This is a genomic window from Bradyrhizobium sp. CCBAU 51765 (assembly GCF_015291725.1).
GTDB lineage: Bacteria > Pseudomonadota > Alphaproteobacteria > Rhizobiales > Xanthobacteraceae > Bradyrhizobium > Bradyrhizobium liaoningense.
In genome coordinates, this window is the sequence record NZ_CP030038.1 from 5,279,238 (window position 1) to 5,303,122 (window position 23,885).

General features: G+C 63.7%; 20 protein-coding genes. 7 read left to right on the forward strand and 13 right to left on the reverse strand.

Translation table 11 applies throughout. The features are described from left to right. From XH96_RS25225 to XH96_RS25240, 4 genes are read left to right on the forward strand one after another with little or no spacing between them, the layout of a single operon-like run. Positions 1-1,173 carry an efflux RND transporter periplasmic adaptor subunit gene (locus tag XH96_RS25225; protein WP_194388141.1) on the forward strand — a complete coding sequence of 391 codons (1,173 nt, stop codon included), beginning with the start codon at positions 1-3 and terminating at the stop codon, positions 1,171-1,173. Beyond that, positions 1,170-4,313 (forward strand): efflux RND transporter permease subunit, encoded by a 3,144-nt coding sequence (locus XH96_RS25230; RefSeq protein ID WP_194388142.1) that lies wholly within the window; start codon positions 1,170-1,172, stop codon positions 4,311-4,313. The genes XH96_RS25225 and XH96_RS25230 overlap by 4 nt, the downstream gene beginning before the upstream one ends. After that, positions 4,300-4,758, forward strand: coding sequence for a thioesterase family protein (locus XH96_RS25235; RefSeq protein WP_194388143.1), 459 nt, complete (start codon positions 4,300-4,302; stop codon positions 4,756-4,758). Before XH96_RS25230 ends, XH96_RS25235 begins: the two co-directional genes overlap by 14 nt. Before the next feature lie 57 nt (positions 4,759-4,815). Beyond that, complete coding sequence (locus tag XH96_RS25240; RefSeq protein ID WP_194388144.1) at positions 4,816-6,297, forward strand: sensor histidine kinase; 1,482 nt, start codon at positions 4,816-4,818, stop codon at positions 6,295-6,297. A gap of 23 nt (positions 6,298-6,320) precedes the next feature. On the opposite strand, the gene XH96_RS25245 is transcribed toward XH96_RS25240, so the two are convergent. Next, entirely contained in the window at positions 6,321-8,609 is a 2,289-nt protein-coding gene (locus XH96_RS25245; RefSeq protein ID WP_194388145.1) for an FdhF/YdeP family oxidoreductase, read from the reverse strand. 250 nt (positions 8,610-8,859) lie between these two features. Here XH96_RS25245 and XH96_RS25250 point away from each other — a divergent pair, with 250 nt between their 5' ends. Next, complete coding sequence (locus tag XH96_RS25250; protein WP_194388146.1) at positions 8,860-10,107, forward strand: cupin domain-containing protein; 1,248 nt, start codon at positions 8,860-8,862, stop codon at positions 10,105-10,107. 102 nt (positions 10,108-10,209) lie between these two features. Here the strand turns inward: XH96_RS25250 and cydB are convergent, their stop codons facing one another. From cydB to XH96_RS25310, 12 genes are all read right to left on the reverse strand, one after another. After that, positions 10,210-11,196 carry a cytochrome d ubiquinol oxidase subunit II gene (cydB, locus tag XH96_RS25255; protein ID WP_194388147.1) on the reverse strand — a complete coding sequence of 329 codons (987 nt, stop codon included), beginning with the start codon at positions 11,194-11,196 and terminating at the stop codon, positions 10,210-10,212. A 2-nt stretch (positions 11,197-11,198) separates the two neighbouring features. Further along, positions 11,199-12,599 (reverse strand): cytochrome ubiquinol oxidase subunit I, encoded by a 1,401-nt coding sequence (locus XH96_RS25260; RefSeq protein WP_194388148.1) that lies wholly within the window; start codon positions 12,597-12,599, stop codon positions 11,199-11,201. 19 nt (positions 12,600-12,618) lie between these two features. Continuing rightward, positions 12,619-14,157, reverse strand: coding sequence for a malate dehydrogenase (quinone) (mqo, locus tag XH96_RS25265; RefSeq protein ID WP_194388149.1), 1,539 nt, complete (start codon positions 14,155-14,157; stop codon positions 12,619-12,621). 51 nt (positions 14,158-14,208) lie between these two features. Beyond that, entirely contained in the window at positions 14,209-14,613 is a 405-nt protein-coding gene (locus XH96_RS25270) for a hypothetical protein (RefSeq protein ID WP_194388150.1), read from the reverse strand. 13 nt (positions 14,614-14,626) lie between these two features. Then, positions 14,627-16,051 (reverse strand): class II fumarate hydratase, encoded by a 1,425-nt coding sequence (gene fumC / locus XH96_RS25275; RefSeq protein ID WP_194388151.1) that lies wholly within the window; start codon positions 16,049-16,051, stop codon positions 14,627-14,629. A gap of 131 nt (positions 16,052-16,182) precedes the next feature. Then, complete coding sequence (locus XH96_RS25280; RefSeq protein WP_246789743.1) at positions 16,183-16,776, reverse strand: YoaK family protein; 594 nt, start codon at positions 16,774-16,776, stop codon at positions 16,183-16,185. A gap of 105 nt (positions 16,777-16,881) precedes the next feature. Then, a complete protein-coding gene (gene fdhD / locus XH96_RS25285) occupies positions 16,882-17,718 on the reverse strand; it encodes a formate dehydrogenase accessory sulfurtransferase FdhD (RefSeq protein WP_194388153.1) in 837 nt (278 codons plus the stop codon). A 3-nt stretch (positions 17,719-17,721) separates the two neighbouring features. After that, entirely contained in the window at positions 17,722-18,321 is a 600-nt protein-coding gene (locus tag XH96_RS25290; RefSeq protein ID WP_194388154.1) for an HdeD family acid-resistance protein, read from the reverse strand. A gap of 183 nt (positions 18,322-18,504) precedes the next feature. Then, positions 18,505-19,080, reverse strand: a complete 576-nt coding sequence (locus XH96_RS25295) for a sensor histidine kinase (RefSeq protein WP_194388155.1) — start codon at positions 19,078-19,080, stop codon at positions 18,505-18,507. 85 nt (positions 19,081-19,165) lie between these two features. Further along, positions 19,166-19,666 carry a Dps family protein gene (locus tag XH96_RS25300; RefSeq protein ID WP_028180084.1) on the reverse strand — a complete coding sequence of 167 codons (501 nt, stop codon included), beginning with the start codon at positions 19,664-19,666 and terminating at the stop codon, positions 19,166-19,168. Between the two features lie 109 nt (positions 19,667-19,775). After that, positions 19,776-20,339, reverse strand: coding sequence for a cytochrome b (locus XH96_RS25305; RefSeq protein ID WP_194388156.1), 564 nt, complete (start codon positions 20,337-20,339; stop codon positions 19,776-19,778). Beyond that, positions 20,336-21,388 (reverse strand): catalase family peroxidase, encoded by a 1,053-nt coding sequence (locus XH96_RS25310; protein ID WP_194388157.1) that lies wholly within the window; start codon positions 21,386-21,388, stop codon positions 20,336-20,338. The genes XH96_RS25305 and XH96_RS25310 overlap by 4 nt, the downstream gene beginning before the upstream one ends. Before the next feature lie 841 nt (positions 21,389-22,229). On the opposite strand from XH96_RS25310, the gene XH96_RS25315 reads away from it, so the two are divergent. Beyond that, the gene (locus tag XH96_RS25315; RefSeq protein ID WP_061882075.1) at positions 22,230-22,472 is read left to right on the forward strand and encodes a hypothetical protein; all 243 of its coding nucleotides are present in this window, start codon (positions 22,230-22,232) and stop codon (positions 22,470-22,472) included. Between the two features lie 232 nt (positions 22,473-22,704). Beyond that, on the forward strand, positions 22,705-22,938 hold the full coding sequence (locus XH96_RS25320; protein WP_194388158.1) for a hypothetical protein: 234 nt from the start codon (positions 22,705-22,707) through the stop codon (positions 22,936-22,938). Positions 22,939-23,885 lie beyond the last annotated feature (947 nt).

Here is a 23,885-nt window from a genome sequence, read left to right on the forward strand (position 1 = left end):
GTGAAACGGAACCTCACCCTTGCACTGGTTGCTCTCGCCGCGATCCTGATCGGCGCAAGCCTCTGGTTCTACGGCAGCGACCACAGGCCGGCCGTGGCGGCCGCGCCGGTGCCCGCTGCCGTGCCGGTCGTCGCAGCCACCGTCACCGGCAAGGACGTCCCGATCTACCTGCGCGGCATCGGCACCGTGGTCGCCTACAACACCGACGTCGTGCGCAGCCAGATTCAGGGGCAGATCGTCAAGATCGCCTTCACCGAGGGACAGACCGTCAAGGCCGGCGACCTGCTCGCCCAGATTGATCCGCGTCCCTACGAGGCGCAGATCGAGCAACTGACGGCCAACCGCGACAGGGACCAGGCGCAGCTCGTGAACGCCGAGGCCAATCTCGCACGCTACAATCAGCTCGGCGACAAGGGCTACGCGACCCCGCAACTGATCGAGACGCAGACGGCGCAGGTGGCGCAGCTCAAAGCCGCCGTGAAGGCCGACCAGGCGTTGATCGATCAGGCCAACGTCCAGCTCAGCTACACGCGCCTGACCTCGGCCATTCCCGGCATCACGGGCGTCCGCCAGATCGATGTCGGCAACGTGATCCATCCGACCGATCCCAATGGTCTCGTCGTCGTCACCCAGATCGAACCGATCTCGCTGCTGTTCACCCTGCCGCAGACCGACCTGCCCTTAATCCAGGAGCACGCTGCGAAGGGATCGCTGAAGGTCATTGCCTACAGCCAAGACAACAAGATGAAGCTCGACGAGGGCACGCTGCTGCTGGTCAACAACGAGATCGCAGGAACGACCGGCACGGTCCAGCTCAAGGCGGTGTTCCCGAATCGTGAGCACCGGCTGTGGCCGGGCCAGCTTGTGAACGCGCGCCTGCTGCTCGAAACTCGGAAAGACGCGCTCACTGTCGCGGGCTCGGCCGTGCAGCAGGGTCCGAACGGCAGCTATGTCTATGTCGTGACCGGCGGCCAGACGGCGGCCTTGCGCCCTGTTCACGTCGCACAGATCAGTGATGGCCAGGCACTGATCGACCAGGGGCTGAAGTCAGGCGACGTGGTCGTGGTCGACGGCCAGTATCGGCTGACGGAAGGCAGCCGCGTCCGGGAACTGCATGGCAAGGCTGCGCAGGAAGCCGACCTGCAAAGCGCCGTGCAGGACGCGATCCCATGAACCTCTCGGCTCCCTTCATCCTGCGGCCGATCGCAACCGCCCTGCTGATGGCCGGCTTGCTGCTGTGCGGCCTTGCAGCCTATCCCCTGCTGCCGGTCGGTGCGCTGCCGAACGTCAATTACCCGACGATCCAGATCTCGGCGCAACTGCCGGGCGCCGATCCGGGCACCATTGCCTCGTCGCTCGCAACGCCGCTCGAGCAGCAGCTCAGCCAGATCCCCGGCATCACCCAGCTCACCTCGTCCAGTGCGCTCGGCGTGGCCCAGCTCACGGTGCAATTCGAGCTGTCGCGGACGGTGGACAGCGCGGCGGTGGACGTGCTGGCCGCGATCAATGCCGCCAGCCCCTTCCTGCCGCCGAACATCCCCTACCCGCCGACGATCAGAAAGGTGAATCCGGCGGAGACGCCGATCATGCTGATCGCGCTGACGTCGGACTCGCTGCCGCTGACCACGGTCGATGCCTATGCGGAAAATATCCTGTTGCCGAAGATTTCGCAGGTACCGGGCGTGGGTCTCGTCGGCATCGGCGGCCAGCAGAAACCGGCGATCCGTGTTCGCGTCAATCCGCAGGCGCTTGCGGCCCGCGGCATCGGCCTCGAAGACGTCCGCAACGTGATCGCCGGCGCCAATGTCGACCTGCCCAAGGGCACGCTCAACAGCCCGCGCGTCACCTACACGCTGAACACCAACGACCAGCTGCTGAAGCCCTCCGCCTACGAAGACCTCATCATCGCCTATCGCAACGGCTCGCCGGTGCGGATCCGCGACGTCGGCACGGCGATCGAGGCACCCGAAAACGATCTTCTGGCCGGCTGGTACGGCAAGGAGCCCGCGATCATCCTCGCAGTCCAGCGCGTGCCCGGCGCCAACGTGATCGAGACCGTCGACCGGATCAAGAAGCTGCTGCCGCAGCTGCAGGCTTCCGTTCCGCCGGCGATCAAGGTGACGATCGCCGCCGATCGCACCGCCACCATTCGCGCCGCGGTTACCGACGTTCAGTTCACGCTATTGCTGACGGTCGCCCTGGTGGTGATGGTCATATTCCTGTTCCTGCGGAATTTCTGGGCCACCGTCATTCCCGCGATCACTGTGCCCCTGGCGCTGATCGGGACGTTCGCGGTGCTCTATGTGCTCGGCTACAGCCTCGACAATCTCTCGCTGATGGCACTGTCGATCGCCGTCGGCTTCGTGGTGGACGATGCCGTCGTGGTCATCGAGAACATCGTGCGCCATCTCGAGCAGGGCATGACCCCGATGGAGGCGGCACTCAAGGGCTCCGCCGAGATTGGCTTCACGATCGTCTCCATCACCTTGTCGCTGATTGCGGTGTTCATCCCGCTGTTCCTGATGGGCGGCTATGTCGGCAAGCTGTTCCAGGAATTCGCCGTCACCATCACCGCCTCGCTGCTGCTGTCACTGGTCATCTCGCTCACCCTGACGCCGATGATGTGCGCGCGCCTGCTGAAGGATGATACACGAAGGAAGCACGGCCGAGTCTACCTGCTGTTCGAGCGCGGTTTCGATGCCCTGCTGGCCCTCTACGCGCGGGGCCTGCGCGTGGTGCTGCGGCATCGCTTCGCGACGCTGCTCGTCATGCTCTCGACCATCGCGTTGACCGGTTACCTCTACGTGATCATCCCGAAGGGCTTCTTCCCGCAACAGGATACCGGACAGATCGTCGGCATCACCGAGGCTGCCCAGGACATCTCGTTCCCCGCGATGTCCGAACGCCAGCAGGCGATCGTGAGCATCCTCTCAAAGGATCCCGCGATCCAGTCGGTGGCAAGCTATATCGGTCCGGGCGGCCCGACCGCAACGCTCAACCAGGGGCGCATCTTCATCGTGCTGAAGCCGAAGCCGGAGCGCAAGGCGAGCGCCGACCAGATCATCGATCGGCTGCGTCCGCGGCTTGCCCATATCCAGGGCATCACGCTCTACATGCAGGCGGCGCAGGACATCACGATCGGCGCACGCCTGTCGAAGACGCAATATCAATACACCCTGACGGACGCCGATTCCAACGAGCTCACCCACTGGTCGGCGATCTTCCTGGAGAAGCTCCGCGCGCTCGACGTCATCAGCGACGTCGCAAGCGACCAGGCCAATGCCGGCCCACGGCTGGAAGTCACCGTCAATCGCGAGGTCGCCTCTAGCTTCGGCATCCTGCCGACGACGATCGACAATGCGCTCGACGACGCCTTCGGCCAGCGCATCGTCTCCACCATGTTCACCTCGCTGAACCAGTATCACGTCGTGATGGAGGTCGATCCCAAGTTCCAGTACGGGCCCGAAGCGCTCAAGGACATCTACCTGAACTCGGCCAGCGGCCAGCAGGTCCCACTCAGCACGCTGGTCCATGCCGTGATCAAGCCTGCGCCCATCCTGATCAACCACCAGAGCCTGTTTCCCTCGGTGACGATCTCGTTCAACCTGCGGCCAGGCGTCGCGCTGGGCGATGCGGTGACGGCAATCCAGAAGATCGAGAAGGAGACCGGCAAGCCCGCCTCGCTGTCGACCTCGTTCCAGGGCAACGCCCAGGCGTTTCAGTCCTCCCTGTCCGGCACGCCGCTGCTGATCGGAGCCGCGTTGATCGTGATCTACATCATTCTCGGTGTTCTCTATGAGAGCCTGATCCATCCGATCACGATCCTGTCGACGCTGCCTTCGGCGGGTATCGGCGCGCTGCTGCTGCTGCTGGCTGTCCACATGGACCTCAGCGTCATCGCCATCATCGGCATCATCCTGCTGATCGGCATCGTCAAGAAGAACGGCATCATGCTGGTCGACTTCGCGCTCGAGGTGGAGCGCCGGCAGGGGCTGAGTCCGGAGGAGGCAATCTATCAGGCCTGCACGCTGCGCTTCCGCCCGATCCTGATGACGACGATGGCTGCGCTGCTCGGCGGCGTGCCGCTGATGATCGGCTCCGGCACCGGCGCGGAGCTGCGCCAGCCGCTCGGCTACACGATCGTCGGCGGCCTGATGCTGTCGCAGATCCTGACGCTCTACACCACGCCTGTCGTCTATCTCTATCTCGATCGGCTCGGCAACTGGCTCACCGGGCGCAAGCCGCAGGCCGCCAAGACATCCACCCCATCCACGACCGAGGCACAGACGGAATTGAGCCATGAATCCGCTTGAGAAAGTGACGACCGGCATGACCGCCGAAAAACTGGTGACCGTTACGCCCGAGATGACCGTCGGCCATGTGGTGCCGGGCATGCCTAAAGTCTACGGCACGCCGATGATGATCCTGCACATGGAAATGGCTGCCGGGTCGGCGGTTCAGCCGTTCCTTCCCGCAGGTCATGTCAGCGTCGGGATGATGGTCAATATCCGCCATCTGGCCGCAACGCCGGTCGGCCGCACGGTGCGGGCGACGGCACGAGTCGTCGCGATCGACGCCAGAAGCGTCCTGTTCGAGGTCGAGGCCTGGGAGGGCGACCGCAAGATCGGCGACGGCACCCACCGCCGTGGCGTCGTCAATGTCGCCGAGTTCGAGCAGCGATTCGGCGTCACGAGGCCAACCGCCGAGACGGCGCAGGATCGCATCCAGCAAGCCCGATCGCAGTTTCGTGCGTTTTGACAACACGCCTGCGAAAACGCAAAAGACCTCCCGTCGGCGGCGCGCTAGACCTTCCGCATGATGCTCGAACGCCTGGATGGCTCACCCCCCGTACAGCCCCAGCGATGGTGGCGGCGTTTGCTGGCGATCCAGACGATACAGGATCGGATTCTGCTGTGGGCTTGGGGTAGCCTTGTTCTGACCCTGCTGTCCTTCGCCTGTTCACTGCTTGGAGACAATTTCACGGCGATCGCTTTCGCTGCTTTTCTAGCCGCTTCGCTGACGCTCGTCGGCGCGATCATGGATATCACGGCCTTGAAGAAGACCAATGCCGAGCTGGAGCGGAGCGAGCAGCGATACCGCCAGCTGTTCAGCCGCATGCCGATCGCGTTCCGGCAGCTCGACGCCAGCAGGCTCGTCGCACTGTTCCGAAAATTGCGCGCCGAGGGCGTCAAGGATCTCGGCGCCTATTTCGACAGCCATCCCGAATTCCTTCGCACCTGCATGGATGCGCTCACGTTTCAGGAGGCCAACGAGCGAGCCATCCAGATGTTCGGGGGAGGCGTCGAAGGCTTCGTCGGACGTTCCATGACGGATACCTGGAGGGAACGGCCCGATACGTTCCGCCGCGCGATGGAGTCCCGCTATCGCGGCGAGACGAATTTCGAGGAAGAGACCAAGATGGTCACGTGGGACGGTCGAATCGTCGACGTTCTCTTCACGACCGCGCGCGTCGGCCCTATCAATGATCTTGAAATAAGCCTGGTCGGCACGATCGATATCTCACAGCGTCTTCGCGCCCAGCAGAAGCTCCAGCAGGTACAGGCCGAGTTCGCACATGCCGCGCGGGTCTCGATGCTCGGCGAGCTCACCGCATCGATCGCCCACGAAGTCAATCAGCCTCTCGCAGCCATCGCCACCAATGGCGCCGCCGGGCTGCGATGGCTGAATAGGCCCACTCCCGATATCGTCGAGATCCGCAAGACCATCGAAAACATCGTCGTAGATGCGCAGCGGGCGGCGAACATCGTGGCGCGCGTTCACGGAATGGCTTCGCGGAGGCCCCCCGAACAGGCATCCCTGTCGTTTGACGAAGTCATTCGCGAAGCGCTTCTCTTCCTCCGGCATGAGCTCGAATCGCGCGCGGTGACGATCGTGCACCGGCCCGACCCGAGTGCGCCGCAGGTGCTCGGTGACCGCACCCAGCTCCAGCAGGTGATCGTCAATCTGGCCATCAACGCGATGCAGGCCATGACCCAGGCCGGATATGACGATCGCCGGATCGTCATCAGCACGGTCACGTCCGACGCGTCGACATTGTGCTGCTCCGTTGAGGACAACGGACCCGGCATCGCTGCCGAACATGTCGATCGGCTCTTCGACAGCTTCTTTACGACCAAGGAGACCGGGTTGGGCATGGGACTGCCCATCTGCCGGTCGATCGTCGAAGCGCATGGAGGCCGGATCGGCGCGGAAGGCAATGGCGCACACGGCGGAGCCCGTTTCTGGTTCACGCTGCCGGTCTCCGTCCGGGCGGATGCGCCGTGCTGCGATGCGTGACCGCAACGCGCCTGTCGCTGGCTCTATTCCCGGGCCGCAGCCGAGCGCACAAGGCGAATCGGAACACCCTTGTATGACGGCGTGAAACTGAGGGGATCCCGGGCATAGAGCGGGACCAGCGGATTGGTCTCCGGATAGTATGCGGCGCAGCAGCCGGTCGGGAACGAATAGGCGACGACGCGGAAGTTTCGCACGATCCGCTCGGCTCCATCGGTCGATACGGTGATCAGGTCGACGCGGTCGCCGTCGACCAGTCCCCGCTTCTTCAGCTCATACTCGTTGAGGAAGACCACGTCGCGCTGGCCGAACACACCGCGGTAGCGGTCGGACATCGAGTAGAGCGTGGTGTTGTACTGGTCGTGGCTGCGTATGGTGGTGAGCCAGAGGAAATCGGCATCGCTTTGCGGGTCTTCGCCACACCCCGGAAACACCAGGAAGTTCGCCTTGCCCGACGGGGTCGCCCATATCCGCTCGCGCGCTGTCGAGGTGAGGTGGAAGCCGCCGGGGATGCGAATACGGGCATTGTAGCCCTGGAAGATCGGGAACACCGCCTCGATCGCATCGCGGATTCGGTCGTAGTCGGCAACGAAGCCGTCCCAGTCGACCACCGTGCGTTCGCCCAGTGTCGCCTTGGCGACGCCGGCAATGATCGCAACCTCACTGCGGAGATGCTCCGATGCAGGCTTGTTGCGGCCGCCGGACGCATGCACCATCGACATGGAGTCCTCCACCGTGATCGATTGCGGCCCTGACGCCTGGATATCGATCTCGGTGCGTCCGAGGCATGGCAGGATCAGGGCGGCGCGGCCATGGATCAGGTGGCTGCGGTTGAGCTTGGTCGAGACGTGGACGGTGAGATCGAGCTTGCCGAGTGCCGCCTGCGTCGCCTGCCAGTCCGGAATGGCTGCGGCGAAATTGCCGCCCATCGCGAAGAAGGCTTTCACCTCGCCCCGGATCATGGCCTCCAGCGCGGTCACGACGTTGTGTCCCGGCGCGGCCGGCGGCTTGAAGCCGAAGCGCTGCTCGAGGCGATCGAGGAAGTCCGCCTTGGGAACCTCGGTGATCCCGACGGTGCGATCGCCCTGCACGTTGGAATGGCCTCGAACCGGGCAGACGCCGGCGCCCTCGCGCCCGACATTGCCGCGCAACAGCGCGAGGTTGGCGATCTGCTGCACGTTGTGCGCGCCGCGCCAGTGCTGGGTAATGCCCATGCCGTAGACGATGATGGCACGCTCGGCCTTCATGTACGCGCCAGCGGCGTATTCCATGTCCTCGCGCGTCAGGCCGGACTGACGTTCGATGTCGGGCCATTGCGTGCGCTTGAGATCGTCGATCAGCGCCTCAACACCGACGGTGTGACCGCGAATGAAATCCCAGTCCAGGATCTCCGGCTGCTCGGCGGCGCGGGCGTCCTCGTCCGCCTCGACCAGGATCTTCATGATCCCTTTGAGGACAGCGACGTCGCCGCCGACCCGCACCTGGAAGAGCTTCGAGCTGATCGTCGTCGAGCTCAGCGTGATCATCTCGATCGGGCTCTGCGGCGCCTGAAATCGCTCCAGCGCACGTTCGCGAAACGGGTTGAACGAGATGATCGATGCGCCCCGACGCGCCGCATTGCGCAGACTGGTCATCATCCGCGGGCTGTTGGTGCCCGGATTCTGGCCGAAAATGAAAATGCAATCGGCCTTGTCGAAGTCCTCCAGCAGCACGGTGCCCTTGCCGACCCCGAGCGAGTAAGGCAGGCCGACGCTGGTCGCCTCATGGCACATGTTCGAGCAGTCGGGGAAATTGTTGGTACCGTATTCGCGCACGAAGAGCTGGTAGAGGAAAGCTGCCTCGTTCGAGGTCCGCCCGGAAGTGTAGAACTCCGCCATGTTCGGATCCGGCAGTGCCCTGAGCTCCCGTCCGATCATGTCGAACGCATCGCTCCATTCCACCGGGACATAGCGGTCGGATGCGGCATCATAGGCCATCGGATGCGTGAGCCGTCCGACCATTTCGAGATCATAATCATTCCAGCTGGCGAGCTCGGTGACAGTGTGCTCCGCGAAGAACTCGGGTGTGCAACGCTTTGACGTCGCCTCCCAGGCAATCGCCTTGCCGCCGTTCTCGCAGAATTCGAACGACGACGTGTGCTTCGGATCGGGCCATGCGCAGCCGGGACAATCAAAGCCCTGCGGCTGATTCATCCGGCTCAGCGTCGCCGCGCCCTTCAGCGGCACCCGCTGCACCAGAAGCGCCTCGCTGAGCGCCTTGAGTGCGCCCCAGCCGCCGGCAGGCTCACGGTAGGGACGAACCGATTTCTTGGTCATCTCGATGTCTCTCGATCTTGCGCTTCTCCGGGTCAGTTAACGATCACGCGGGCAGAGCCGTCTTTTCAGAACGAAGCCGAATTTCTCAATTGCACACGTTCGAACCCGGCCGGCTGGCGGCAACAGCCAGTGCATTCCGGCAAAAAGAGCACCGTTCGCGGAAGCTGAAACGGCAGGCGGAAACTAGGTTGGGCGGTTGAAGCCCCGTCGTGACAGAGGGCTTTCGACATATTTTCAGGAGCGACCCAACATGTTTTCACGACGTGATTTGCTCGCCATGTCCGCGGCAGGCGCCGCCATGGTCGGCACAGGTGCGCAGGCCGCAAGCTTCGGCAATCCGGACGAGCCACCGCAAGGTGCCGTAAACGCCACGAGTCCGGGAAGCCTGACCGATCCCGGTCCGCAGAATCCCGCGCTGGCCAGGCAATTCCCATCGGCGCAGAGCCCGCCCGCGACCGATGTCGGCGGCCTGCCGATGGATTGGGCCTCCTTCAATAATGCGCCGAAGCGCATCCAGAATGGCGGCTGGGCCCGTCAGGTCACCGTTGCGGATTTCGCCATCTCCAAGGAGATATCCGGCGTCAACATGCGGCTGTCCGCCGGCGGCATCCGCGAGCTGCATTGGCATCAGGCCGCCGAATGGGCGATCATGACCTACGGCACCTGCCGCATCACGGTGCTCGACACCCAGGGACGCCCCTATGTCGCCGACGTCAAAGCCGGCGACCTCTGGTATTTCCCGTCCGGCGCGCCTCACTCGTTGCAGGGATTGGGGCCCGACGGCTGCGAGTTCGTGATCTGCTTCGACGACGGCCACGCCAATGAGTTCAACACGCTGCTGGTAACGGATTGGCTCGCCCATACCCCGCCCGAGGTCCTGGCGAAGAATTTCGGCGTCCCAGCCGAGGCCTTTGCAAAGATCCCGCTGCACAATCTCTGGATCTTCCAGGGAACGGTGCCCGGCGATCTCGCCGCCGATCGCGCCGCAGTCGCCAGGCACGCCGAAGCGCCGCCCTACCCCTTCGTCCACTCGCTCGGCAGCTCGGCCCCGGTCAAGGAGAGCCCTGCCGGAAGCATCCGCGTTGCCGACAGCAGCAACTTCAAGGTGTCCACGACCGTCGCCGCGGCACTGGTGACGATGCCGCCGGGAGCGGTCCGGGAAATGCACTGGCACCCGAACGCCGACGAATGGCAGTACTACATCAAGGGCAAGGCGCGGATGACGGTGTTCGACACCGGTCCGAACGCGCTGACGACGGATTTCGCGGCCGGCGACATCGGCTATGTCCGGCGCAATCTCGGCCACTATGTCGAGAATGTCGGCGATACCGAGCTGCAGTTCGTCGGCGTGTTCCGTGCGCCGCGCTACGAGGAGGTCTCGCTCACCAACTGGCTGACGCACACGCCGCCCAAGCTCGTCGCCCAGCATTTCAACATCGACGAGAAGCTGATCGCGAAATGGCCGGACAACAGTCCCGGCATCATGCCCAAGTCCTGAAGGAAGCCGCTCAACGATCGCTCCTCAACGAGAAAGGCGCCGGCAAGGGCGCCTTTCTTCTTGTCCGCTGCAGTTCCGCGGCAAGTTCGAGCCGTCTGGCCGTCAGTAGTGGTCGACCGCCGGGGCAGACTTGCCGCGGAAGACGCGGTAGCCGACCGCGACATAGAGCAGCATCAGCGGAAAGACGAACAGGCCGGCCCCCCAGAACATGAATGCGAGACTTGCATGAGGCGCCGCGGCCTCGTCGATCGTAAGGACGAACGGGATCATATAGGGCCAGAAAGACAGGGCGAGCGTACCGAACGCCGCCGCGAAGATCAGTGCGACCATGTGAAATGGCCAGTAATCGTCGTGGCGCAGGACACTCGTGGCGAGCACGGCAGCGGCACCGGCCCCGACAAGCGGAAACAGGAACAGATAGGGCCGGTCGGTCCAGCGCTGCAGAATCGGCAGATGTTCGGCAAGCGCGTAGGCGAAGACGACGATCAGGAACATCAGGACGCCGATCGCCAGCGGCGGGATCTGTCGCCGCGCGGCGTCCCGAACGAGACCATCGCACTTCCGCACCAGCCAGCAGGCGCCGAGCAGCGAATATCCGAAGCAGAGTCCAATCCCGCACAGGGCGGAGAAGACGGTGAGCCAGCCGAACGTCCCACCGGCGTAGTCGCCGTTGGAGAATTGAAGTCCTTCGACGAGGGCGCCCACCATCGCGCCCTGCATGAAGCTGGCAGCGAACGAGCCCGCGACGAAGCTGACGTCCCAAATCCAGCGCGAACGGAGCGCCTTGCCGCGAAACTCGAACGCCACGCCGCGCAGGATCAATCCGAGCAGCATCACGATGACAGGGATATAGAAGGCTGACATCACCGTGGCGTATGCCAGCGGAAACGCGCCCCACATGATCACGCCGGCGACGACCAGCCAGGTCTCGTTGCCATCCCAGACCGGAGCAACCGTGTGCAGCATCGTCTCCCGCTTCGCCTCGCTGTGTGCGAGGCCGCACAGCATCCCAACCCCGAGGTCGAAGCCGTCCAGAAGGAGATAGATCAGGATGCTGATGGCAAGAAGCGCAACCCAGAACGTCACCATGGCTATTCTCCCGCCTCGACGATTGTCGGCATTTTGTCGGCAAGCGACATCGGCCGGTTGGGGACGGGAACGTCCAGCGATTTGCCGCCGAGTCCCGCCGGTCCGGCGCGCAAGAGCCGATAGATGTAATAGGTTCCGAACGAGAAGATGAAGGCATAGACCGCGACGAAGAGGATCAGCGAAGCCGTCGCGGCCGACGCGGTCAGGAACGGCGTCGCGGCATCTGCCGTGCGTAGCACGCCATAGACCGTCCAAGGCTGGCGGCCGACTTCCGCTGTGTACCAGCCCGTGAGGATGGCGATCCAGGGCAATGGAAAGCTGAGGAAGATGCCCCACAGCAGCAAGCGGCTGCGCTCGAGCCGATGCTTGAGCCCGAGCCAGGTCCCGAGCCAGGCAAGCCCCAGCATCACGAAGCCGCAGCCGACCATGATGCGAAAGGCAAAGAACGGGATTGCCACCGGCGGGCGGTCCTGCGGCGCGAAGCTGCTCAGGCCGACCTCCTTCGAGCTCAGGCTCATGCTCGCGATGATGCTGCCGAGAACCGGGATCGAGATCGCATATCTGTTCGATTCGGTGCTCGAGTCCGGGATCGCGATCAGCACCTCCGAAGCCGGTTGCTCGTCATGCCAGCGCGCTTCGATCGCAGCGAACTTGGCCGGCTGGTAGTCGTGAACGTAGTCGCCGACGAGATGCCCGATGAACAGCTGGACTGGAAGCAACACGGCCGCGAGCGCGAGGCCCATGCGCAACATCACATGCGCCTCGGGCCGATAGGTCCGCCGCAGCACGTACCACGCGCCGGTCGCCGCAACGCAGAACGCGCCCGTCAGATAAGAGGCAAGCAGCATGTGCGGAAACCTGACCCAGACCACCCGGTTGAAGATGATCTGCGCCCAATCGTCAGGCACGAACTGGCCGTTTTGCAGGACATAGCCGGTCGGCACCTGCATCCAGCTGTTGTTGACCATGATCCAGAACGCCGACAGCGTGGTTCCGAGCGCGACCATCGCGGTCGAGAACAGATAGAACCAGGGCGGCACCCGAGGCCGTCCGAAGATGAGGATACCGAAGAAGCCCGCCTCCAGCATGAAGGCGGTGAATGTCTCGTAGGCCAGCAGCGGGCCCTGGATCGGCCCCGACATCTTGGACAGCACGCTCCAGTTCGTTCCGAACTGGAACGCCATCACGACGCCGGACACGACGCCCATGCCGAAGGCGACGCCGAAGATCTTGAGCCAGAACTCGAACAACGTCCGGTACACTGGCCTGCCGCTGTACTGGTGCATCGCTTCGAGCACGGTGAGCCAGGCGGCAAGCCCGATCGTGAACGCCGGGAAGATAATGTGGAACGAGATGGTGAAGGCAAACTGCAGCCGGGACAGGAGAAGCGCCGTCGGATCCATGGGAATGCCCCTTCTTCTCTCACGCTCGCGTCGTGGTCGCCGGTGCACGTGCGGCCGGCTGCGGAATGTTTTCGACCTTGAGGACCTCCGCCGTTGCAGCGCGGATCTTGCGGCAGAAATCCGCGTCCTCGATCAGTGACACGCCATAGGACGGGATGATCTGCCTCAACTTCGGCAGCCAAGCGCTTGCCGTCAGCTCACCGGCGAAACACTTCTCCAGCACGCTGATGGCGATGAACGCCGCGGTGGAGGCACCTGGCGAAGCGCCGAGCAGCGCAACCAGCGAATGATCGTCCGCGCCGACGAGTTCGGTTCCGAACTCAAGCAATCCGCCACGCTTGACGTCGGGCTTGATGATCTGGACGCGCTGGCCCGCGACCTGCAACTTCCAGTCCTTCGGATCGGCCATCGGGAAATATTCGTCGAGTGCCGCCAGACGGTGGCTCTCGGACTGCAGCACCTGCCCGATCAGATACTCGGTGAGATCGAAATTGTCGCGTGCCACCGAAAGTAGCGGTTTGACGTTCGCGGGACGGATGGACTCGAAGAGGTCGAGCAGAGAGCCGTGCTTGAGGAACTTGCTAGAGAAGCCGGCATAGGGCCCAAATAGTAACGATCGCTGACCGCCGATCACGCGCGTGTCGAGATGCGGCACCGACATCGGCGGTGAGCCGACGTCGGCCTTGCCGTAGACCTTGGCGTGGTGACGTCGGTTGATCTCCGCATCGTCGCAGCGAAGCCAGATCCCGCTGACCGGGAAACCGCCATAGCCGCGTCCCTCTGGAATTCCGGACTTCTCGAGCAGAGGCAAGGCACCGCCGCCGGCGCCGATAAAGACGAACTTCGCGCGCACCCCCCGCGTCTCGCCGCTGTCGGTGTCGCGCACCTCGATGCGCCAGCGACCGTCCTGCTCGCGAACCAGATCGGTGACGCAGCTCTTGTAGTGCGCGGCGCAGCCCGGCTGGCCGACGAGATGATGGACCAGGAGATGAGTCAGTGCCCCGTAATCGACGTCGGTCCCCGTGATGATACGCGTGGCCGCCACGGGATCACCGCCGGTGCGGCCCTCCATCACCAACGGCGCCCACTCGGCGATCTTCGAGGGATCCTCGCTGTATTCCATGCCCTCATAACAGTGATGGGCGGCCATCGCCTTGAACCGCTTCCTGAGAAAGGCGACGTTGTCGGCACCGTGCACGAAGCTCATATGCGGCACGGGATGAATGAAGGATCGCGGATCGGCGATCGCGCCACGCCCAACGAGATAGGACCAGAACTGCCGCGACAGGTCGAACTCGACATTGACCTGGAGCGCCTTCGAGATATCGACGCTGCCATCGGGCCTCTCCGGCGTGTAGTTCATCTCGCAATTGGCCGCATGCCCGGTGCCCGCGTTGTTCCACGCATCCGAGCTTTCGAGCGCACAATCCTCGAGAGCCTCGAGCATCTGGATCGTGAGGGAGGGCTCCAACTCCTTGAGAAGAACCCCAAGGGTCGCGCTCATGATGCCTGCACCAATGAGGACGACGTCGCATTCGTGGTCGGAAGTTGCCTGCATGGCGCCCCTCTTCGTTCAGTTGGAGTTCGCAGCTGTGCTCTGGATGGCTGATCAGGCCCGCGCCGGCTGCGGCGCCTTGGCGCGGAACGGCACTTCTGCTCCCGGCCGCAGCACCACGTAGGCGCGGCGCCAGGACGAATCGTCCGTCAACTTCCAGCTGTGGCCCGATCCTGCGGTGTCTTCGGCCAGCAGGACATTGCCGGGATGAATGAGGAAGTGATGACCGTCACGCGTCTGGAAATCGAGCGTTCCACTCAACGTGATCACGAGTTGGCGGACCGGCGCGGTGTGCCAGGAGAAGGCGCCGCCCGACTCGGTCTCCTGGAAGGAGACGCTGACGGCATCGATCTTGCCGCTCAGGAAGTCACCGCGCTGGCCGGGCTCCAGCTCGATGAAACCCTCCTCGAAATGCGAATTGGCGTCCTGTCCAGTCCACAGACGTACACAGCGGATCATTGCTTCTCTCCCTTCAACCAGCCTTCGCACCAATCTTGATCTCGGCGACATAGGGTCTGACCATCTTCACGGGATCCACGATACGGTCAAATTCCGCCTCGGTGACGAAGCCGAGTTTCAGCGCTGCCGATTTCAGCGTGAGATCGTTCTCCATTGCGTAGTGCGCGATCTGCGACGCCCTGTCGTAACCGATCACTGGCGCCAGTGCGGTCACCAGCATCAAGGATCTCTCGACGTATTCCTGGATCTTCTTGCGATTGGGCTGGGTGCCTTCGACCAGGAACGTGCGGAAATTCGTGCAGCCGTCGGCCAGGATGGTGATGGACTGCGCGATGTTGTGGATGATCAGCGGCTTGTAGACGTTCATTTCGAGATAGCCGCCGGCGCCGCCGAACCCGACGGCGACATCGTTCGCCATCACCTGCACGGCGATCATCGTCAGCGCTTCCGCCTGTGTAGGATTGACCTTGCCCGGCATGATCGAGGAGCCGGGTTCGTTCTCGGGGATCAGCAATTCGGCAAACCCCGCACGCGGACCGCATGACATCAGGCGGATGTCGTTCGCGATCTTGTAGAGCGAGCCGGCGAGCGTCCGCAGCGTGCCGGACAGCTGCACCAGCGCGTCATGCGCACCCTGCACCGCGAACTTGTTCGGCGCGCTGACGAACGGCAGGCCCGTCAACTGCGCGATCTCGGCCGCAACGGCCTCCGCGAAGCCGGGCGCCGCGTTGATCCCGGTACCAACGGCCGTGCCACCGAGCGCAAGCCGGAAGACGCCCTTGAGCGCGTCGCCGATGCGCGTCAGATCGTCTGCGAGCATGCCGGCGTAACCGGACCACTCCTGCCCGAGCGTCAGCGGGGTGGCATCCTGCATGTGGGTACGGCCAATCTTGACGATGCCGTCCCACTGGCTCGACTTTGCCGCGATGGCGTCATGCAGCGCTTCGACAGCAGGGACGAGACGTTCCGTCACGTTCGTCGCCGCCGCGATGTACATGGCCGATGGAAAGCTGTCATTCGATGACTGCGACATGTTGACGTGATCGTTCGGATGAACCGGCAGCTTGCTGCCCAGCGGCGTGCCCGCGATCTGGCAGCACCGATTCGAGATCACCTCGTTCACGTTCATGTTGAACTGCGTTCCGCTACCGGTCATCCAGACGTGAAGCGGAAACATGTCGTGGTGCTGACCCGCCAGAATCTCGTCGCAGACGTGGATGATCAGCTCGTGAAGCTTGCCATCGAGACGACCGCCAGCGTAGTTGGCGTTCGCGGCCGCCTTCTTCAGGATCGCGTAGGACTGGATCATCTCGCGCGGCATGAGGTCTCTGCCGATGCTGAAATGTTCGAGCGAACGTTGCGTCTGCGCGCCCCAGAGCTTGTCCGCGGGAACGGATACTTCACCGAGGCTGTCTGTCTCTTTGCGGAGGTCGTTCATCCCTGGCCTCGTGGCGGTTGATCTCGTAAAGCGCCAGCCGGCGCGCTTAAATGATACCGTTGCGCCCGGCAAACCTGCTTTCGCGAACGAACGCCCCTTTGCCGATTGGCATGGCATAACGGTACACCCGCTCAGCCGGGATCGCGGCGGATCCGGCTCTGCAAGCAGAGCAGCAGAGCGCACGCCGACAATGCGATCGGCACCGCAATACTCGCCGCTCCGAGCCGCGTCGTCGCATAGCCGCCGAGGGCTGCGCCACAAAGGAACGTCAGACAGAGCACGAGCATGGCCGCGCCACCACGCAAAGCGTCGCGATCGGAAGTCGACACGAACTGATCGATGGCGCGCAGCATGTTGCCGGTCACGGTGACGGAGAGATAGCTCCAGCGATCGACGCGCCTGAAGCTAGCAGACTGCAGCGCGATGCCAAATGAGGTCATGAGGATGGCGATCGGATCTGGGACCCGGTGCAACAGCAACATCGCTGCCGTGAGACAGACGATATGCGCAGCGAGACAACGCAGCGGCGCCTGCATGCGGATCGCCACCCAGGCACCGAGAAGAAAGCCGACGATCGGCAGCAGATGGTGCGCCGCTTGCTGCCATCGCCCGGACAGGGCATTGATGCCAAGGAAGACGACATTGCCGGTCTGCGAGCTCGCGAACACACCACCGAGCGAGAGCCAGGTGAAGGCATCGAGGAATCCGCCGGACATGGTCAGCATTGATGCAACCAGGAGCGATCGCTCCGGCGCATGGGCTGTGACGCGTGGCTCCGCTCCCGGCGCCGCAGATGCGGCCTGCGTCGTCATCTTGGTCGGCCCGCGAGGTTAACACCCGAGGCGCGGCGCGGCCTCGTCAGGCAGCAAAACGCGTCGCGGGTGTGTGAACACGCCGTATCCGTCATCGCGGGCAATAGCCACGAGCGTGATGCCCGCCTCCTTCGCGGTCTGGATGGCGAGCGCGGTCGGAGCGGAGACGGCCACGACGACCGGCACGCCCATCATCGCCGCCTTCTGCACCATCTCGACCGAGACGCGGCTCGTCAGGAGCACGGCGCCCTCGCCGGCCGAGCCGCCGTCGCGGAGGACCGCACCCGCGAGCTTGTCGAGGGCATTGTGCCGCCCAACGTCCTCCCTGACGGGACCGATGCCGGTGCGCGGCGTCCAGAAGGCCGCCGCATGAACGGATCGCGTGTGCTGATTCAATGTCTGGAGCGGAGACAGGGCCTGCATCGCGTACAGCAGATCCCGTGCGCGAAAGACAATGTCATGATCTTTCACCCGCGAGGGCGCACGGCGCGCCTGTTCGAGGCTTTCGATACCGCATAGCCCACACCCAACCGGACCGCTGATGGCACGGCGGCGGGCGGCCAGGGACGCCGAGCAGTCGCCATCGAGCCACATCCGCACCTCGACGCCCAGTTCGTTCGGAATCAGATCGATGCTCCTGATTTCGTCTCTTCGTCTCACGATGGCTTCGGTGAGGCTGAAGCCGATACCGAAATCCTCGAGATCGGCGGGCGTGCCCATCATCACGGCATGGGTCGAGCCGTTATAGGTGAGCGCGATGGCCGTCTCCTCGGCGATCAACCGCGAGGTCGACCGCGTCTGACCGCCGCGCCAGGCAATCTCCGAGTGCCGCGTGAAAGTCGATCCCGTCATCATGGCTCACACCGTCGCCGGCTGGGCCGAGTGGCGGGACGCCCGGCTCCTGAGCGCCAGCCCGAATGCAATGAAACCCCAGCCCTGGAAGATCAGGTCGACCACCAGCATCGCGCCGAGCAGCCACAGGCCGATCGCGGGCCAAGCCGCCACCAGCATGACGCCGACGCCGAACGTCAGAACACCGGCCGCGACGATCCAGCGCCAACCCGCAGCCGGTCGCATATGAAAGCCTGCCCAGATCCGCATCACACCGGCGAGGACGAGGAAGGCGCACACCGCGAGAGACAGCGTGAACGAGGCCAGGACCGGATCATAGAGGATGATGATCCCGGCCGCGCCGTAAACAACGCCCGCGAGCAGCCAGAACAGGAATCCCCGCATAGCGCGCACCGAGAATGCATGCACAATCTGGAAGACGCCGGCGACAGCCATGGTGGCGCCAATGACCAGCACGGAGGCGAGACTGGCGGCCACCAGGTTTGCGGACGCAATGCCACCGAGGACCAATTCGCCTGCGCCCAGAGCAACGAACCAGCCCCATTTTCCGCTGATCGCGTGGATGGCCCATCCAAGCGACGCCTTCGAGTTCGACATATCTGCCATGGCTTGACCCTTGCACGTATGACCGCTCTTCCGGTCATGAATGGGAGAAACCGTACAAGCGGGCCCGCGCTCCATCTTTCGCAAAAGCGGCGATATTGTTGATCTGCACGACGTGGAGCGTTGGCGCGGTGAGCTTGCGGGGCACGAACGGGAAGCTTGCCGTCGCCGCGCGTCGAGACGACGCTAGGTCCGACGCGGGATCTCGACGACGGTCCTGGTCCCGTCTGGTCCGAAGCGGATATCGATCGTTCCATTCAGACGCGCAACGAGCATATCGACGGTGGAACGGTCGAGCCCGGGCCGGCCTTCGGCGGTTGTCCCATTGTCGATGATACAGCACGTGACCGAATCCGCCGTTCCCCAGACTTCGAGCCGGATGGTGCCGGCCCCATCGAGGGAGAGGTGACGCGCCGAGGCGGTGATCAGTTCGAAGACGATCATGCCCAGCAGCCAGCAACGCTCGGAGCTTACCTTGAGCGGCTGGATCAGGAGCGAAAGCGCGATGCCCTCATACTCGAGCCGTGAGCGGCTGATCGACCTGCACAGTTGCTGGAGATAGGAGGCCAGATCGATGGTCGTGGCGAACTGGGGCATCTGCAATGCGTGGTGGAGGCACACATGGCTTTCCAGTCGATCCTGCACGGAAGCGAGTATCGCTCTCGCCTCCGTGCCTTCGCAGCGACCGGCAGCCTCCGACAGCAATTCGATCACGGACACGAGCTCGCCCTCGATCTGATGGGCCAGCTCGCGCAGCAACATGCGCTCCGCGTTGATGCCGCTATCCGGCGATAGCTCCGAGAGACTGCTCATCCTTCACCCGCCTCCCGGCCGACGGCTTGCCTTCCTACGAATTCGCACCGCTCCGCCCGGTCTCGTACAGGAACCAGATCCGCCGCTCCGTCTCGTCGATCCAGTTCTCCAGCAGGCTTGCGGTGGCGACATCGCCATATTCGTCGCAGAGTTCGTGGACCCGGCGCATTTCCCGTGTCAGCTGCTGATTGTCGCTGCGCAGCTCGGCCAGCATATCCTGCGGATCGACATAATCCGCGTCGTTGTCGAGAATGCGCTGCTCGCGGGCGATGTGACCGATCGATCGCAGGGTGGTGCCGCCGATCTTGCGCGCGCGCTCGGCGATATCGTCGGTCATGGCGAAGATCTGCTCGGCCTGCTCATCGAGCATGAGATGGTAGTCGCGGAAATGACTGCCGGATACGTGCCAATGGAAGTTCTTCGTCTTCATGTACAGCGCGAAAACGTCGGCCAGCAGCGCTCTCAACGCGGCGGGAACGTCACGGTTCGCATTGGCTCCCAGATCCGTTGGGCTTTGCAGGTCTGCTTTGGTCATGGTTGGCTCCTTGTTGGAAAGTGGACAGTTTCTAGCCGGAGTGCGGGCAGCCGGTCTTTCCGTGCCGAAGCATCGTTCCCGGATTGCACGCCCACAGGCGCGCGATCGCTTATTCGGTCGGCTTCATCTGCTGACGCTGCGGCAGAGGCGACATCGTCGCGAACACGTCATCGCGACGAATCAGGGCGTGGAACAGCGCCGCTGCCAGATGCAGCAGCACGAGGGCGAAGAACGCGAGCCCCAGATAGACATGCGCATTCCAAAACAGCGTGTGCGCGTGGTCGCTCTGCGGCAGCAACGCCGGAATCCGAATCCCGCCGTACAGGACCACCGGATAGGCCGCGGCCCAGAGCATGCCGAGACCTAGCAAGGGCATGACGATCATGAAGCCATAGAGCAAAAGATGCGACAATCGCGCTCCCAGCTTCATCGCCGGCGGAAGGTCGGCCGGCAATGGCGGTGCGCCGAAATGAAGCCGTAGCGCCAGCCTGACCAGGACGAGCACGAGGAGCGCAACGCCGAGCGTCTTGTGGATCAGGATGAGCGGCAGGTATTTCTGGGCCACCGTGGACACCATGCCGACACCGATGAAGAGCATGGCGATGATGCAGATCGCCATCAGCCAGTGCAGCAGCCGCTGGATCGGGGCGAAGCGTTGCGGGACACTGGTCATGGCTTGGCAACCTCGGTTCTCGGATAGTCGCCGGCTTCGGCTGCGCGAAGATCGTAGGATTTGCGGTAGACGGACGAGCGCGCCGCCGGGAACGGATCGTCCGACACCCGGACTCCCTGCGGCAGCACGGTCGGATCGAAGTTGATGTCGCGGCAGGGCCCATCCCGCTCGGGTTCAATTCGCTGCACGACCAGCGTTCCGACCTGGACCTTGCGCCGGTTGTCCGGCCAGGCTTTGCTCGGATCAGCGGTCGGATCGCCCGGCTCGGCCACAGTGGTGACCATGGTCCACCGTTGCGGCGCGGACTTCACCCGGGTCGTGATCTCCTGCTCGAGAAAATCCGGGCCGCGTTTCTCAAGCTCCGCCTGGGCGATGGCAGCAGGCTCTGCCGTAGGCACCAGCGACCACCGCACAGTGTGCTCATCGCCCTTCGCGTTCGTGAAGACGAAGCTGTTGAGACTGTTATACGAATCCTCCGCGTAGCTTCCGGTCCAGGGCGCCGCCTTGGCCCAGGCTGCGAAAGCGGCGAACTCCGGATTTGCGCTGATGAACGTCTTCATCGCCTCCGGATCCTTCTTGCCGGCCGCAACCAGCAGGTCGTGAAACGCGTCAGGCGTGGACACCGCAAAGAATGGCGGATTGATCATCGCCATTCGCCACTCCTCTCCGTCCGCCGCCGATATCTGGAGCCCCATGCCGCGCACGCGCACGGTCGCGTCCACCGCGTTCGGATCGGCCGTACCGAGATTGAAACGACCCAGAATCGGATAGCGGCCCTGCACGAACACCTTGGCGCGGGACAGCTCGACACCATTTCCGTTCGCTTCGAACGTGCCGGTGAAGCAGATTCCCTTGGCATGATTCCGCCGGTGCCCCAGCGGCGGGCCGCTCGGAGGCGTCAACGCTGCAAGCATGCGATCCGGCGTAAGACGTCCCGGCGTGAGCCACCCCGCGGTATACGCAAAGGCGGCGGCGCTGCCGCCGACCACTGCGGCAATCAGAACGAGCCATCCAAGGCTCGAACGCTCTACTCTACCTGGCTGATTCATCAAGTCCTCTCGCAACGCGGCGGCCGCCCGGCGCTCGAAAGCGCGCAGCCCTCCGCTCGATGACATGAGCGGAACTTAGCGGACCGCCGCTATGCCGATCTTCCCAAACGCACCGTCATTTTCGTGAAGGCACGTACTTTCTGGATGCCGTAAGGCCCTGCCCCGCCCCAATCACGAGGGCTGCGCGGCCCCGTGCAATCCCGATACAAACGCCCGGAATGGCAAGATCGCCACAATTCGTCATGGCATCCTGATCCGGCAATGAGGCGTCGAAACCGTCCGCGCACTCCTCCGTGACGGAGTGCTGAGCGGCGAGCGCGTTGCGGAACGTTCCGGAGCACGGGGGATGCGGTGCTTGCCGAGGCCGCATGCATCCGATCGGTGGATCGGATGACGCCCCCGGGGCATCCACTGCTGCCTGAACAGAGCCCACCACTCTCTGACGACGGAAGCGCCGTACCGAGTGAATTCTTTCCGGATGCGGCCCCGGAGAGCACAATCCAGGCAACGACGCAGAAGCGAGATGAACCTCATGGCTCGCAGTCCCGGTCGCTGCGTCTAGAACCAGGCACCGCGCGCGATTTGACCATCGCACGATGGCGCGATCGATTCTGACATCGCTGACGGAATTCCGTTCGACGACGTATGAGGTATTCGTCGAAAGCTTGGGCTCCATGTCTTGCACTCGGCCATCTTCTCGCAACAGTGATGCACAATCACGGGCCTTGCGGACGAGGCTGCCTATATATCTCGACATAGAATACAATTCTGGAAACGCCGTCAGCCGAGCAGCGATCCCCATAGAGCGACTCTCCGCACGAGAAAGCAATGGAGACTCGCTATGAATGCATTCAAGATCCTGATCGCCTCGGTGCTGATCTCAGCTGCGACAGTGTCGTCGGCCTCCGCCGCCTGGTCCTTCGCCGACCAGGAACCCGCAACCTTTGCCTCGATGTATCCCGACCGCGACGTGCTGAATGGTGGTGCATTGACCCCGGCCGGACGAATGGGGCTCGAGCGCCCCGGTGGCGCGGCTCCCGTGTTTGGCGCGGTTCAGGTTCGCAACCACCACTGGCGCCGATGACAAGCCGGACGAGCAATCAGGTACAACGACCAGATTCAGATGACCATCGTTCACGCCTCGAACGGAGTACGACCGCGCGATGCGGCGTACCCGTGGCGTGGATGTGCATGCATCCCTTCGTGCAACGACGAAAATGATCGTTCAATTGATACTGCCGATCCGGCGCACGCATGCACATGTCTGATGCGCGAGCCGAGGCATTCCCGGCGTCGCTTTGTCAAGGAGATGTACGATGACTACACTGAAGCTGTTCTCGACCGGGTTGATCGCTGCGGCCATGGTTGCTTCCCCGGTGATGGCGCGTGAAGGCAATACGAACGCGCGACGGACGAATGTCGATGCCTACGCATCGGCTCAACGTGTTCCGGTTACCTCCAAGCGCGGTTGCACGCGGGCTCCGGACGTCGGGGCCTATGCATCAGCCCCGTGGCGTCGCCCACCCTGCGAGCCCAAGTCCGGCTATTGAGCGCACCGGCCGGACAACGCGGCTTCGGCAGAACGCAATTGCGCGTACTGCACTGAAGCGGGTCGTTGCGCGTCTCGAGGCGTTTTGGCTTACGCGGAAAGAGAGGAATGGCAGCTCCTCATGCTGTCATTCCTCCAATTCGATCGACAACTCTCGAGTCGTCCGCTCTGTCACCGCCGCTGCACGGGCGATGGAGGTGCCGACATCAGGAATGATTGCCGCGGCCCGGCAGAGCGGCGACGACCGTTTCGGGTGACACATCCATCCGTCTGTCGCGATGGTCGGCTGTCCCTCAGCACCCCGGCGGCAAGATCGGCGAAACTCCGGGCGTTGGCGCCGCGCCTGACGCGTTGGCCGGCAGCACTGTTGCAGGAGATGCCAGATTCATCGTCATGCTTTCCGCACAGGTCGTGGTGTTGGGGCTGGGCGCGACGGCAGCACTTGGATCAATGCCCGTGCCGACGTCGCCGCTGATCGCGACCGGGATCGTACCCGGGGGCGGCCCGGCCTGCACTTGCGGAATCGAGAGCGGCAAACTTGCAGCGCTCGCCACCGTCCCGCCCGGCGTTGAGCTGCACGCCACTGTCACCCCCGTCCCTGACGGTGCGGCCGCGGAAATTGTCCCGATCGAGCTCCCGTTTTGTCCCATGAGCGGTACGATTGGAGCCACATTCCCCGCCGTCGGCGATCCCGTGCTCGATGCGGTCGGCATTGTCGGCACCGACGTCGGAGATATCGGAGACGTCGATGGTGGCGCACAGACGACGACCGTACCCGGCGTCGTCGGATCGGAGGCGAGTGGAACGGGTGCCAGCGTGGTATCGGGTGCGCCTTGCACAGTCGTTGCGGAGAACGGACCCGGGCTATTGAGCGGTGAGGTGACGATCGCGCCCGGTACGGTCGGTAGGCTCATCGCCGTGCTACCGGTTGTCGCGACCTGGGCTTTG

Excerpts from the sequence above, each read along its gene's own strand:
- XH96_RS25230 (WP_194388142.1), top strand. The coding sequence starts at position 1,170 with ATGAACCTCTCGGCTCCCTTCATCCTGCGGCCGATCGCAACCGCCCTG.
- XH96_RS25235 (WP_194388143.1), top strand. The coding sequence starts at position 4,300 with ATGAATCCGCTTGAGAAAGTGACGACCGGCATGACCGCCGAAAAACTG.
- XH96_RS25240 (WP_194388144.1), top strand. The coding sequence starts at position 4,816 with ATGATGCTCGAACGCCTGGATGGCTCACCCCCCGTACAGCCCCAGCGA.
- XH96_RS25245 (WP_194388145.1), bottom strand. The coding sequence starts at position 8,609 with ATGACCAAGAAATCGGTTCGTCCCTACCGTGAGCCTGCCGGCGGCTGG.
- XH96_RS25250 (WP_194388146.1), top strand. The coding sequence starts at position 8,860 with ATGTTTTCACGACGTGATTTGCTCGCCATGTCCGCGGCAGGCGCCGCC.
- cydB (WP_194388147.1), bottom strand. The coding sequence starts at position 11,196 with ATGGTGACGTTCTGGGTTGCGCTTCTTGCCATCAGCATCCTGATCTAT.
- XH96_RS25260 (WP_194388148.1), bottom strand. The coding sequence starts at position 12,599 with ATGGATCCGACGGCGCTTCTCCTGTCCCGGCTGCAGTTTGCCTTCACC.
- mqo (WP_194388149.1), bottom strand. The coding sequence starts at position 14,157 with ATGCAGGCAACTTCCGACCACGAATGCGACGTCGTCCTCATTGGTGCA.
- XH96_RS25270 (WP_194388150.1), bottom strand. The coding sequence starts at position 14,613 with ATGATCCGCTGTGTACGTCTGTGGACTGGACAGGACGCCAATTCGCAT.
- fumC (WP_194388151.1), bottom strand. The coding sequence starts at position 16,051 with ATGAACGACCTCCGCAAAGAGACAGACAGCCTCGGTGAAGTATCCGTT.
- XH96_RS25280 (WP_246789743.1), bottom strand. The coding sequence starts at position 16,776 with ATGCTGACCATGTCCGGCGGATTCCTCGATGCCTTCACCTGGCTCTCG.
- fdhD (WP_194388153.1), bottom strand. The coding sequence starts at position 17,718 with ATGATGACGGGATCGACTTTCACGCGGCACTCGGAGATTGCCTGGCGC.
- XH96_RS25290 (WP_194388154.1), bottom strand. The coding sequence starts at position 18,321 with ATGGCAGATATGTCGAACTCGAAGGCGTCGCTTGGATGGGCCATCCAC.
- XH96_RS25295 (WP_194388155.1), bottom strand. The coding sequence starts at position 19,080 with ATGTTGCTGCGCGAGCTGGCCCATCAGATCGAGGGCGAGCTCGTGTCC.
- XH96_RS25300 (WP_028180084.1), bottom strand. The coding sequence starts at position 19,666 with ATGACCAAAGCAGACCTGCAAAGCCCAACGGATCTGGGAGCCAATGCG.
- XH96_RS25305 (WP_194388156.1), bottom strand. The coding sequence starts at position 20,339 with ATGACCAGTGTCCCGCAACGCTTCGCCCCGATCCAGCGGCTGCTGCAC.
- XH96_RS25310 (WP_194388157.1), bottom strand. The coding sequence starts at position 21,388 with ATGAATCAGCCAGGTAGAGTAGAGCGTTCGAGCCTTGGATGGCTCGTT.
- XH96_RS25315 (WP_061882075.1), top strand. The coding sequence starts at position 22,230 with ATGAATGCATTCAAGATCCTGATCGCCTCGGTGCTGATCTCAGCTGCG.
- XH96_RS25320 (WP_194388158.1), top strand. The coding sequence starts at position 22,705 with ATGACTACACTGAAGCTGTTCTCGACCGGGTTGATCGCTGCGGCCATG.